Origin of the sequence: Lysobacter terrestris (assembly GCF_014489475.1) — a bacterium.
GTDB classification, from domain to species: Bacteria; Pseudomonadota; Gammaproteobacteria; order Xanthomonadales; family Xanthomonadaceae; genus Agrilutibacter; species Agrilutibacter terrestris.
Genome location: NZ_CP060820.1, coordinates 381,322 through 392,982 on the forward strand (window position 1 = coordinate 381,322; position 11,661 = coordinate 392,982).

Here is an 11,661-nt window from a genome sequence, read left to right on the forward strand (position 1 = left end):
GTTGGGCGGATCTCGCTCCGCCGTTCGAATCATCAAAACATCATTCGACGACAGGCTTCACGTCGCCCTTGCCGATCGCACCGAGGCGCTCCACCAGCGTCGGCCAGTCGACCCGTCGGTTGAAGCCCACCACCGTCAATCGTGGCAGGCCCGAACCCGCGACGATAATAAATCCCCGTCCGGCTGAACCCAGTCCGTCCATGCTGCAGACGTCGTCGGCCAGCCGGCACGAAATGCCGATGCGCGAATAGCCGAAGTCGTCGAACAGGCCGATCAGCTGCGACTGCAGGCTGCCGGTGAACGAGGCATCGCCGACGCTGGAAAGATCCTGCACGGCGCGCTGGCTGATCCGCTGGCGCACGCCCGGCTTGCGTTGCGTGTGCAGCATCGCGTCGAAGGCGACCGGTTGCCAGTCGACCATGCGCAGCGCATCGATGCGGCCGTCGAGGCGGCCGGTGATGCTGCCGAAACCGAACACGCCGGTCAGCGCCTCCAGGTCCAGGTCGTCCATCGCCACGTCGGCCGACAACGTCGGGGCGACGCCGAACGGCCGCTCCATCGACAGCGACGACACCTCGATCGCGCCGTCGAACACGCGCATGCGCAGGCCGCCGTCGAAATCCAGCCGTTCGCTGGCGTAGTGCGCCAGCGGAATCTCGCCGCTCAGCTCACCGGTGAACGCGGGCCAGTCCAATGCCTTCGCCAGCTGGCCGACATCGAGTTGCGCCAGCGTCATGCCGAAGCGGACATCCAGGCCCTGGTCGCCCGCGGGCGGGCGCAGCGCGAGGTGGTCGAAACGGAGCTGGCCACCGAGCATCGGCACGCTGACCGGCTCGCGGAAATGCAGCGCGCCACCGTTGCTGGCGAACGGCAATCGCGCCGCGCCGAAGCGCAAGCCGTAGAGCTGCCCGCCCTGCCATGCCAGTTCCGAGTCCACCGATGCGCCCGCCGAGAGCGCCAGGTTGCCGTCGAGCCGGTCGAAGCCGAAGCGCTGCTCCGGATCGACAATCGACACGCCGTGCAGGGACGCACGCAGGTCCTGCAGCGTCCCCTTCTCGACGCTCAGCGTCGCGTCGGCGGCACCGTCGAACTGCAACTGCGCCAGGCCCGCCACGCCCAGCCAGCCGGACAGGTAGGCATCGCGCAGCGGCGCGAGATCCGGGCTGCGCAGTTGCAGGTCCAATGCCGCGAGGCCGCCATCGGGCGTGAGCGCCGCCCGGCCCTCCGCGCGCAGCACCCCGTCGTCGTACCAGCGCAGGCGCGGCAGCTGCCAGCCCCGCCCGGCCTGCTGCGTGGCTTCGATGTCGACTGCGACCGCACGCTGCTGCAGCGACACGTAGGCGTTGCCCAACAGCAGCTCCCCGCCGTGCAACCCGCCGCGCACCTGGGCGCGATCGCGGTCGGCGAAGGACAGGGCCAGCGTCAGGTCGGCGCCGACGTTTTCGGCGGCGATGGTGCCATCGGGCGTGTCGAAGGCACCGCCACTCACGCGCAGCGGACCTTCGACCCGTAGCGGCTGCTTCGCGGGCGCGATCACGTCCAGTCGGCCGTCGAGGGTGCCGCCGGTGATGCGGGCGTCGTCCCACGCGGCGGCGAGCAAGGCCTGCGCCCAGGCCAGCGGGACACGGACCAGGTCGATCTCGGTGCGGTCGGGGGTGGCCGCATCGCGCTGCAGCGACAACGCGCTCGTCCCGCGCGACAGGCGCGCCGCGGTGGTCGCCACGCCGAGGTCCAGGGCGAGGTGCAGCGGCGCCGCGCGCCCGCTGCGCAGCTCGCCCGCGCAGCGCCAGCCGCCGTTGCCATCGCGTTGCAGGGGGCATTGCCACGCCAGGTCGGCGAAGCGGTAACCCAGGTCCGGAGCATCCACGCGGCGCGCGCGCAGGTGCAGGGTTCCCTGCGGTGCGGCCTGCGGCCAATCCAGTCGCACCTCCACCCCCTGCAGGGTCGCCACCGGCGTCGTCACCTGGGCAATGCGCGCGGTCATGGATCGTGCGTGCGCCGGCCCGACCGCGACGGCGGCCAGGCCCAGGCAGCACAGCAGGCGTAACATCCAAGGCGACATTCGGAAAGGATACCGATCGGAGTGCATAGACCATGACATCAGCACCCATGACACCCGCGCCCGTGACATCGGCACCCCGCGTCCTGCTGGTGGAAGACGATCCCGTCAGCCGTGCCTTCCTCACCGTCGCGGTGCAGGCGCTGCCGGCCACCGTCGATGCCGCCGACAGCATGGCGGCGGCAATCGCGCTGGCCGCCGCCGGCCCTTACGACCTGTGGCTGATCGATGCCAACCTGCCCGACGGCAGCGGCGCGCAACTGCTGGCACGCCTGCGCGGTCGCGATGCCACGCCCCCCGCGCTCGCGCACACCGCCACCGCCGATGCCGATACCCGGCAGGCGCTGCTGGGCGCCGGCTTCCGCGACGTGCTGGTCAAACCGGTCCCCGCGAACGTGGTGAAGGCGGCGCTGCGGGAGGCGTTGGGCCTGGGTCCCGCACCGCCGCCCGGCGCGCTCGCCGATTGGGACGACGAAACCGCCACGCGCGCGCTCAACGGCAACCGCGAGCACATCGCGGCGCTGCGCAAGCTCTTCCTCGCCGAGCTGCCGGCCGTTATCGACCGCGTGCGCAATGCCTTCCGCAACGAGGACTTCCAGGGGCTGCACGCGGAACTGCACCGGCTGCGCGCCAGTTGCGGTTTCGTCGGCGCCACCCGGCTCCAGCAGGCGGTGCAGCGCCTGGGCGAGGACGATCGCTCGCACCTGCGCCTGCAGGATTTCACCCTTGCCTCGCAGGCATTGCTGGAATCCGTCGCCCCGGTGGCGACGCCGGGCTGAGCGCGTAGCGCAGCCTCAATCGCTGGGCGACACCCGAGCCAGCTCGCCCAGCATTTCCCACGATTTCAGGCCGCGGGCGCCGAGGTGGAAGGCCAGGACCTCGCGCATCGGACGCCGCAGGCTGATGAGGTCCTCGTCGACCGGCAGCACGTCCGCGCCCAGCGCAAGCAGGGCGCGCCCGGTCGCGGCGCTGCGCCGGTCGCCGTGGCCGCGGTCCGCCAACAGGCGGCGCGGGCCATTCTCCGGATCCAGGCGATAACGCGCGGCCGCGTCGACCGGCAGGCCCTCGCCGTCGCTGCTCCAGTCGAAACCGAAACCCAGTGCGTCGAGCAGGTCGCGTTCGAAACGGCGCAGCGTCCACGCCAGCGACTCCGCCGATCCCAGGCGCAGGCGCGCGAGGCGATAGGCTTCGAACAGCTCCGGCTGCGGATCGCCGCGCGGGGCGAGGCGCATCGTGAGTTCGTTGAGATAGAAGCCGGCGAGCATGGCGTCGCCGACGAGCCGCGGCGCGGCGTCGAGCGCCTCCGCCGCCGAGAGCGTCGCCAGCTCGCCGCGCTGCACCGCATCGAAGCGGATGAACTGCAACGGCTGCAGGGCCGCGCGCAGCAGGTGCCGCTTCGGACCGTGCACGCCGCGTGCGACCAGGCCCAGGCGACCGTGCTCAGCAGCGAGCACTTCCACCAGCAGGCTGCTTTCGCGCCATGGCCGCGTGTGCAGGACGAAAGCGGGCTCGGCCGCGAACCGCATCGTCGTTATGCGACCGCGTCAGTCGTTGTAGCCGAACGCGCGCAATGCCGCCTCGTCGTCGGACCAGCCCTCGCGCACCCGCACCCAGGTCTCGAGGAAGACCTTGGAGCCGAACAGGCGCTCCATCTGCAGGCGTGACTTGGTGCCGATCTCGCGCAGCCGTTCGCCGCCCTTGCCGATGACGATCAACTTCTGGCCTTCGCGCTCGACCCAGATCACGGCACCGATGCGCAGCAGCACGCCCTTCGGCGACGGCTCCTCGACGAAGCGTTCGATCTCCACGGTGGTCGCGTAGGGCAGTTCCTCGCCGAGCTGGCGCATCAACTGTTCGCGCACGAGTTCGCCCGCCAGGAAGCGCTGGCTCTTGTCGGTGATCTCGTCTTCGCCGTACAGCGCCGGCTGCTCGGGCAGCTGCGCGAGCACGCTCTTGACCAGCGCTTCGAGCCCGCTGCGCTTGAGCGCGGAGATCGGGTGCACGCCGGCGAAGTCGCGACCCTCGCTGACCTTCGCCAGGTACGGCAGCAGCGCGCTCTTGTCGCTGACGCGGTCGACCTGGTTCACCACCAGGATCACCGGCAAGGCGGCATCCTTCAGTGCGTCGTAGGCGAGCGTGTCCTCGTCGTCCCATTGCCCCGCGCGCACGACGAGCAGCGCCGCATCGACCCCTTCAAGCGCGCCACGGGCGGCACGGTTCATGAGGCGGTTCATGGCGCGCTTCTGCTCGCGGTGGATGCCGGGGGTGTCCACCAGCAGCAGCTGGCCTTCCGGGAAGGTCGCGATGCCGAGCAGGCGATGGCGCGTGGTCTGCGGCCGCGGCGAGACGATGCTGACCTTGGCGCCGACGAGGGCGTTGACCAAGGTGGATTTGCCGACGTTCGGCCGGCCGATGACGGCGACGTGGCCGGCGCGATGCATGGGATGTGTCATGGAAAGAATTGTCCGCCCCGCGCTGCCCGAGGGCAAACCGCGGCGCTAGTGGCGTTGGTGGAAATCAGGCGGCGCCGAGCTGCGCCAGCGCGGCCTCGGCGGCTACCTGCTCGGCGGCGCGGCGCGAGCCGCCCTCGCCGTCCGTCACCAGCGCGGGATTCTGCAGGGTGCAGGTGACATGGAAGGTCTTGGCGTGTTCTTCGCCGCTTTCGGAGACCAGTGCGTACACGGGAAGCGGCTTCTGCTTGCCCTGCAGCCATTCCTGCAGCCGCGTCTTCGGGTCCTTGCCGACCTTGTGCGGGGGCGGCAAGGCGTCCATGGCCGGCTGGAACCAGGGCAGGACCGCGGCGCGGCAGGTTTCGAAACCGCTGTCGAGGTAGATCGCGGCCACCACCGCCTCGAGCGCATCGGCGAGGATGGAATCGCGGCGATGGCCGCCGGATTTCATTTCCCCCGGGCCCAGGATCAGCTTGGCGCCCAGGTCGAGTTGCCGGGCGATCGGTGCCAGGGCGGATTCGCGCACCAGTTCGGCGCGGGCGCGGGTCAAGGCGCCTTCATCGGCATGGGGCCAATGCTGGAACAGCGCCTCGGCGACGATCAGGTTGACCAGGGCGTCGCCGAGGAACTCGAGGCGCTCGTTGTGCGGAGCGCCTGCGCTGCGGTGGGTCAGGGCTTGGGTGAGCAGACCCGGGTTGGAGAACGGGTGACCCGGAATGTTCACTCTCCGGCTTTGCGCGTGAGGACCTTCTCCGCGTGGAACTTGCCGACGACGTCGAGGTTGGCGATCAGCTCGCGGCGGCTCTCGTAGTCGACGATCACGATCCAGCTGGTTTCGCGACGCTCCACCTTGACGTCGTCATGCTTGATCGTCTCGGCATAGCTCATGTACAGCCGCTTGAAGAACATCTGTTCGACTTCGCCCGCGCTCTTGTTGGCGATGCCGTCCTCGTTGGCCAGGCTGGCCAGCGCCTTCTTGACCGCATAGAACTCCGTGTACATCGGCACGAGCTTCATGCCGACATAGATGAACAGGCCAGCGATCGCCAGCACGATGACGAACCCGATCAGGGTCAGACCGCTCTGCTTATTCTTCATCCCAGTCCCCTAAGTGGTGTGTAGCTCAACGGATGCCAGTGCCGATCCGCCGGTATTCGAGGCCGCCGTCCCAGCTCATCCAGATCAGGAATGCCTTGCCGCGGAGCTGGCTCTCCGGCAATACGCCCCAGTATCGGCTGTCGTCGCTGTTCTTGCGGTTGTCGCCCATCACGAAATAATGCCCCTGCGGCACTTCCCATTCGCCCTCCCCTGGATCCATGAACGGCGAAGCCGAGGATTCGAGGACGGAATGCGGGCGCCCGGGCAGATTCTCACGCAATTCGAGGGAACCCGTCATCTCGGCCCCCTTGCCGGTCCCCTGGTAGGTGCCGATCTCCTCGTAAGCGAGCGGCGTGCCGTTCACGGTCACCTGGTTGGCGTGGTAACCGATGCGGTCGCCCGGCAGGCCGATCACCCGCTTGATGAAGTCGACACCCTTGTTCGGGTCGTCCGCACCGCGGCCGGGGAAATGGAAGACCACCACGTCGCCGCGCTGCGGCTCGCCCACCCCGATGAACTTCTTGTTGGTGATCGGCAGGCGCAGGCCGTAGGCGAACTTGTTGACCAGGATGAAGTCGCCGGTCAGCAGCGTCGGCATCATCGAATTGGACGGGATGCGGAACGGCTCGGCGACGAAGCTGCGCAGGATCAGCACGACCGCCAGGACCGGGAAGAAGGCCTTGGAGTAGTCGATGACGAACGGCTCCTCGCCTTCGTCCAGCAACCCGGAGGCGGCGGCGCGACGCTTGGACAGGAACAACTTGTCCAGCAACCAGACCACGCCCGTGAACAGGGTCAGGACGACGAGGATGATCTCAAACCACTTCATGCTTGCTCCTTGGGAGCCGGAATTCGGAACACGGGACGGAAACCGGTACGGCGACAGCGCGAGTTGCGTCGGAGCATAGCGAGGGACCGGCTCGGAATGGAACTGCACGCAGAAGCACCCGCGCCGTGCCCGGAGTGACGGACCAGGACGACACCTATCCCCGATTCCCCGCTGCGGACGTCACTTGCTGTCCACCTGCAGCACGGCCAGGAAGGCTTCCTGCGGAATCTCCACGCGGCCCACCTGCTTCATCCGCTTCTTGCCCTCTTTCTGCTTCTCGAGGAGCTTCTTCTTGCGGCTGATGTCGCCGCCGTAGCACTTGGCGAGCACGTTCTTGCGCATGGCCTTGACCGTGCTGCGGGCGATGATCTGCGAGCCGATCGCGGCCTGGATCGCCACGTCGAACATCTGCCGCGGGATCAGCTCCTTCATCTTCTCGCACAGTTCGCGGCCGCGACGATCGGCGTGGCTGCGGTGGACGATGATCGACAATGCATCGACCTTGTCGCCATTGATCAGCGTGTCCACGCGCACGAACGGACCGGCGTCGAAGCGCAGGAAGTGGTAATCCAGCGATGCATAGCCGCGCGACACCGACTTCAGCTTGTCGAAGAAGTCGAGCACCACTTCCGCCATCGGCAACTCGTAGCTGATCTGCACCTGGCTGGCGAGGTACTGGATGCCCAGCTGCACGCCGCGCTTCTCTTCGCACAGCTTGATGATGTTGCCGATGTAGGCTTCTGGCGTGAGGATGTTGGCGCGGATGATCGGCTCGCGGATCTCCTCGACCATGTTCACCGGCGGCAGCTTGGCCGGGTTGTCCATCGGCACGATGGTGCCGTCGGTCTTGAGCACCTCGTAGATCACCGTCGGCGCGGTGCTGATCAGGTTGAGGTTGTATTCGCGCTCCAGGCGCTCCTGCACGATCTCCATGTGCAGCATGCCTAGGAAGCCGCAGCGGAAGCCGAAGCCCATCGCCTCGGAGCTTTCCGGCTCGAAGCGCAGCGCGGCGTCGTTGAGGCGCAGCTTGTCCAGCGATTCGCGCAGCGCCGGGTAATCCTCGGCATCGACCGGGAACAGGCCGGCGAACACGCGCGGCTGCATTTCCTGGAAGCCCGGCAGTGGTTTCGACGCCGGATCGCTCGCCAGCGTCAGCGTGTCGCCGACCGGCGCGCCGTGCACGTCTTTCACCGACGCGGTGATCCAGCCCACCTCGCCCGCGCCGAGCTTGCTCAGCACCTTGCGCTTGGGCGTGAACACGCCAACGCTGTCGACCTGGTGGGTACGGCCGGTCGACATCACCAGGATCTTGCTGCCCGGGGTGATCTCGCCCTGCATCACGCGCACCAGCGACACCACGCCGAGGTAGTTGTCGAACCACGAGTCGATGATCAGCGCCTGCAGCTTGTCGGTGTCGCGCGGCTTCGGCGGCGGGATGCGATGGACGATCGCCTCCAGCACCAGTTCGACGTTGAGGCCGGTCTTGGCGCTGATCGCCACCGCATCCTCGGCGTCGATGCCGATCACGGCCTCGATCTCGGCCTTGGCGCGATCGACGTCCGCGGTCGGCAGGTCGATCTTGTTGAGCACCGGCACGACTTCCAGGCCCTGCTCGACCGCGGTGTAGCAGTTGGCGACCGACTGCGCTTCCACGCCCTGCGCCGCGTCGACCACCAGCAGGGCGCCTTCGCACGCGGCCAGCGAGCGGCTGACTTCGTAGCTGAAGTCGACGTGGCCGGGGGTGTCGATGAAGTTGAGCTGGTAGACCTGCCCGTCCTTCGCCTTGTACGGCAGCGAGACCGACTGGGCCTTGATGGTGATGCCACGCTCGCGCTCGATCGGATTGGAATCGAGCACCTGCGCTTCCATCTCGCGGGCTTCGAGGCCGCCGCAGAGCTGGATGATGCGATCGGCGAGCGTCGACTTGCCGTGGTCGACGTGGGCGATGATGGAGAAATTGCGGATGTGCTGCATGCGGGGCGGCTTGCTGCCGTCTCGAAAAAGTTAACGCGCGATTATCGCACACGCGACTGCACCCGCCTTGTGGGGCGGGCGCAGCGGATTTCGCGCACGGGCGGCGCCAGGCGGTCCAAGCGGCGCTCAGCCGGCCGCCTCGTCCTCGCCCGCGGTCACTGCGATGAATTGCGTGGCGTTGCCGCGACGGACCAGCAGCATCACCGTCTGCCCGTCCTTCACGCCCGCCAGGGCGCGATCCAGGGCGGCGGCCGTGCCTACGCTGGTGCGCCCCACCGACAGGACCACGTCGCCGGCGCGCAGCCCGGCGCCCGCAGCGGCATCGCCGACGCGCGCCAGGCGCACGCCCTCGCTCGCCTGCAGGCCGAGCTGCTGGCGTTCGGCCGCACTGAGGTCGCGCCCGGCCAGGCCCAGCGGATTGCCGCGGGCCGTCGACCCGGAAGGCGCATCCTCGTCGTCCGACCCGGGCTGGTCGACGGCGCCGCCCGCCAGCTCTTCATTGAGCGCGTCGAGGGTGACCTGGACCTGCCGCGGCTTGCCGTCGCGCAGGATCTCCAGGCGCACCTTGGTGCCCGGCGGCATGCCACCGATCAGCGGCGGCAGGTCGCTGGAGACGTTGACCGCGCGACCGTTGACCGCACGGATCACGTCCGCGCGCTCGATGCCGGCCTTCGCCGCGGCGCTGCCCGGGACCACCACGGACACCAGCGCACCGCCGGCGTCGGGCAGGCCGAGGCCGCGAGCATCCTCGGCGGAGATCGCCTGCACCTGCACGCCGAGCTGGCCGCGGCTGACCTTGCCGGTCTGCTTGATCTGGTCGGCGGCGCTCATCGCCACGTCGATCGGGATGGCGAAGCTCACGCCCATGTAGCCGCCGGAATTGCTGAAGATCTGCGAATTGATGCCGACCACTTCCCCCGAGGTGTTGAGCAGCGGACCGCCGGAGTTGCCGCGGTTGATGGCGACGTCGGTCTGGATGAAGGGCACGTAGCGCTGGTCGGCGTAGGGATTCGCCCGGCCCACGGCGCTGACGATGCCGGCGGTGACGGACTGGTCGAGCCCGAACGGCGAGCCGATCGCGACCACCCACTGCCCCGGCTTGAGTCGGGTCGAATCGCCGAGGCGCAGCGCCGGGAGGCCCTTGCCGTCGATCTTCAGCAGCGCCACGTCGGACTGCTGGTCGCTGCCGACGACCTTGGCCTTGAATTCGCGCCGGTCCGACAGCTTTACCGTCACGGTGTCCGCGCCCTCGACCACGTGGTGGTTGGTCAGCACGTAGCCGTCGTTCGAGATCAGGAAGCCGGTGCCCATCGAGACGCCGCGGGGCGCCTGCGGTGCCTGCGGGCCACCCGGGCCCTCGAACATTCCCGGCGGCAGCATCCGGCGGAAGAATTCGGGGATCTGCTCCTCGTCGGCGTCACCGCCGCGGGCGACGCGCCGCGCGCCCACTTCGGCACTGACGTTGACCACGGCGGGAGCGACCTGCTGGACCAGGTTGGTGAAATCCGGCAGCCCGGTGACCACCGGCGATGCCGGCACGGTCTGGGCGGTCGTGGCCGCCGGCACGGAGGCGCCGACGGCAGGCGGTTGCGCGGTGCAGGCGGTGGGCAACGAGGCGGCAATGACGCCGAGCACAGCCAGGGAACGAAGCGGTCGGTTCATGGGCATGTTCTGGATTGGGGGAGAAGTGCGATCGGGAGCCGCGCTACCGGGAGTTCCGGCCCCGCATCAACGCTGTGGTTCGACCGGCTGCGGCGGCCGTGTCGTCTGGGATTCCGGCTGCAGGCGCGGTTCGAAGGGGTACAACGACGGCGACGTCGTCGTGCCCGTGCCGAAGCCCACGGTGAGTGCGCCGGCCGCGCCGGCTTCCGACAACACCGATCGCGGCCACGGGCGCGCGACGATGTCGTCCGCCGGCGGGTGGAACGGTTGGCGGTTCGCCGCTTGGGCTGCCGCCGCCAGGGCCGTGGCCGGTTGTTCGGCCGTCGCCGCGGTGGTCGCAGCAGGCGTGCGGACCAGGCGGATCGCCGGACGCGCGGCCCGCCGCTGGGACGCCGTTGCCGGTACGGCATCGGCGACCGCGACGGCCACGACCGGACCGCTCTCGCCAGCCTGCGCCGTCGCGGCGGGCACGTCGCTGGTCGCCGCGATGGCCGGAGCCGGCGAAGCGACTTCCGCAGCAACCTGCGCGGCCGGCTCGGGTTGCGAATAGGGACGCACTGCCAGCACCGTCGCGACCGCGACCGTGGCCGCCAGCGCCGCGCCGCCCAGCCAGCGCCGGTGCATCCGCCGCGCGGTGCGCTCAGCCGTCTGCGCAGGAACGGCCGCAGCCGCCTGCGCATCCGCCGCCAATGCGCGCATCACTCCGTCGGCGAAGCCCGCGTGCGCCGCACCGACCGCTTCGCCACGCAACGTGTCGCCGATCAGCTGCCAGCGGCCGCAGGTGTCGCGCCATTGGGCATCGTGGTCCAGGCGCTTCAACGCGAAACGCGCGGAATCCCCAGGCAATTCGCCGTCGAAGAGTGCACTGAGTGCCTCGCGGTCGTCGCGCGGCGGCAGGGGGTGATGGTTGTTGGTGGCGGTGGTCATCGGTGCGCACGCTCCCGCGGGTTCGTGTCGTGGTCGAGCAAGGGGCTCAATTCGCTGTCGATGGCCTCGCGCGCGCGGAAGATCCTCGAACGCACGGTGCCGATCGGGCAATCCATCCTGGCGGCGATCTCCTCGTAACTCAGTCCTTCGACTTCGCGCAGGTTGATGGCCGTGCGCAATTCCTCGGGCAAGGCTTCGACCGCACGCATCACCGTAAGTTCGATCTCCTGACGCAGCAGTTCGTGCTCGGGCGTCGCCGTCTCGCGCAAGCGGATGCCGGCGTCGTACTGCTCCGCGTCGGCCGCGTCGACGTCGTCGGTCGGAGGCCTGCGGTTCTGCGCTACGAGGTGGTTCTTGGCGGTGTTCACGGCGATGCGGTGCAACCATGTGTAGAACTGCGAATCACCACGGAAGTTGGCCAGCGCGCGATACGCGCGAATGAAGGTTTCCTGCGCCACGTCCTGGCATTCGCTCCAGTCGGCGACGTAGCGCCCGATCAGCGCCACGATCCGATGCTGGTACTTGCGCACCAGCGCATCGAACGCGGCACTGTCGCCACGCTGCACGCGCCGGACCAGCTCCTGGTCCAGGTCGGATTCCGGGGTCGACAATTTTTCGGCCATCACAGCGCCGGCACTCCTGTCAGCTCGGCAAGGCCGAAC

The 11,661-nt window shown here is 68.9% G+C and carries 11 protein-coding genes; 1 reads left to right on the forward strand and 10 read right to left on the reverse strand.

All coding sequences use genetic code 11. The annotated features are described in order from the left end of the window. Positions 1-40 precede the first annotated feature (40 nt). Positions 41-1,984 (reverse strand): translocation/assembly module TamB domain-containing protein, encoded by a 1,944-nt coding sequence (locus H8B22_RS01765; protein ID WP_187712435.1) that lies wholly within the window; start codon positions 1,982-1,984, stop codon positions 41-43. Between the two features lie 140 nt (positions 1,985-2,124). On the opposite strand from H8B22_RS01765, the gene H8B22_RS01770 reads away from it, so the two are divergent. Then, positions 2,125-2,838: a response regulator gene (locus H8B22_RS01770; RefSeq protein ID WP_187712436.1), complete on the forward strand. Its 714-nt coding sequence runs from the start codon at positions 2,125-2,127 to the stop codon at positions 2,836-2,838. A gap of 15 nt (positions 2,839-2,853) precedes the next feature. Here the strand turns inward: H8B22_RS01770 and recO are convergent, their stop codons facing one another. The 9 genes from recO to rpoE form a co-directional block, all read right to left on the reverse strand. Next, positions 2,854-3,585 (reverse strand): DNA repair protein RecO, encoded by a 732-nt coding sequence (gene recO / locus H8B22_RS01775; RefSeq protein ID WP_187712437.1) that lies wholly within the window; start codon positions 3,583-3,585, stop codon positions 2,854-2,856. Between the two features lie 18 nt (positions 3,586-3,603). Further along, entirely contained in the window at positions 3,604-4,512 is a 909-nt protein-coding gene (gene era, locus H8B22_RS01780) for a GTPase Era (RefSeq protein WP_187712438.1), read from the reverse strand. A 64-nt stretch (positions 4,513-4,576) separates the two neighbouring features. Beyond that, positions 4,577-5,233 carry a ribonuclease III gene (rnc, locus tag H8B22_RS01785; RefSeq protein ID WP_225876250.1) on the reverse strand — a complete coding sequence of 219 codons (657 nt, stop codon included), beginning with the start codon at positions 5,231-5,233 and terminating at the stop codon, positions 4,577-4,579. After that, positions 5,230-5,607, reverse strand: a complete 378-nt coding sequence (locus tag H8B22_RS01790; RefSeq protein WP_187712439.1) for a DUF4845 domain-containing protein — start codon at positions 5,605-5,607, stop codon at positions 5,230-5,232. Before H8B22_RS01790 ends, rnc begins: the two co-directional genes overlap by 4 nt. 25 nt (positions 5,608-5,632) lie before the next feature. Next, entirely contained in the window at positions 5,633-6,436 is an 804-nt protein-coding gene (gene lepB / locus H8B22_RS01795; protein ID WP_187712440.1) for a signal peptidase I, read from the reverse strand. Positions 6,437-6,616: 180 nt separating this feature from the next. Next, on the reverse strand, positions 6,617-8,410 hold the full coding sequence (gene lepA, locus H8B22_RS01800; RefSeq protein WP_187712441.1) for a translation elongation factor 4: 1,794 nt from the start codon (positions 8,408-8,410) through the stop codon (positions 6,617-6,619). Positions 8,411-8,536: 126 nt separating this feature from the next. After that, entirely contained in the window at positions 8,537-10,072 is a 1,536-nt protein-coding gene (locus tag H8B22_RS01805; protein ID WP_187712442.1) for a Do family serine endopeptidase, read from the reverse strand. Positions 10,073-10,138: 66 nt separating this feature from the next. Then, a complete protein-coding gene (locus H8B22_RS01810; RefSeq protein WP_187712443.1) occupies positions 10,139-10,999 on the reverse strand; it encodes a sigma-E factor negative regulatory protein in 861 nt (286 codons plus the stop codon). Then, the gene (rpoE, locus tag H8B22_RS01815) at positions 10,996-11,622 is read right to left on the reverse strand and encodes an RNA polymerase sigma factor RpoE (protein ID WP_187712444.1); all 627 of its coding nucleotides are present in this window, start codon (positions 11,620-11,622) and stop codon (positions 10,996-10,998) included. The genes H8B22_RS01810 and rpoE overlap by 4 nt, the downstream gene beginning before the upstream one ends. Positions 11,623-11,661 lie beyond the last annotated feature (39 nt).

Excerpts from the sequence above, each read along its gene's own strand:
- H8B22_RS01765 (WP_187712435.1), bottom strand. The coding sequence starts at position 1,984 with ATGACCGCGCGCATTGCCCAGGTGACGACGCCGGTGGCGACCCTGCAG.
- era (WP_187712438.1), bottom strand. The coding sequence starts at position 4,512 with ATGACACATCCCATGCATCGCGCCGGCCACGTCGCCGTCATCGGCCGG.
- rpoE (WP_187712444.1), bottom strand. The coding sequence starts at position 11,622 with ATGGCCGAAAAATTGTCGACCCCGGAATCCGACCTGGACCAGGAGCTG.
- lepB (WP_187712440.1), bottom strand. The coding sequence starts at position 6,436 with ATGAAGTGGTTTGAGATCATCCTCGTCGTCCTGACCCTGTTCACGGGC.
- lepA (WP_187712441.1), bottom strand. The coding sequence starts at position 8,410 with ATGCAGCACATCCGCAATTTCTCCATCATCGCCCACGTCGACCACGGC.
- recO (WP_187712437.1), bottom strand. The coding sequence starts at position 3,585 with ATGCGGTTCGCGGCCGAGCCCGCTTTCGTCCTGCACACGCGGCCATGG.
- H8B22_RS01810 (WP_187712443.1), bottom strand. The coding sequence starts at position 10,999 with ATGACCACCGCCACCAACAACCATCACCCCCTGCCGCCGCGCGACGAC.
- H8B22_RS01790 (WP_187712439.1), bottom strand. The coding sequence starts at position 5,607 with ATGAAGAATAAGCAGAGCGGTCTGACCCTGATCGGGTTCGTCATCGTG.
- H8B22_RS01805 (WP_187712442.1), bottom strand. The coding sequence starts at position 10,072 with ATGAACCGACCGCTTCGTTCCCTGGCTGTGCTCGGCGTCATTGCCGCC.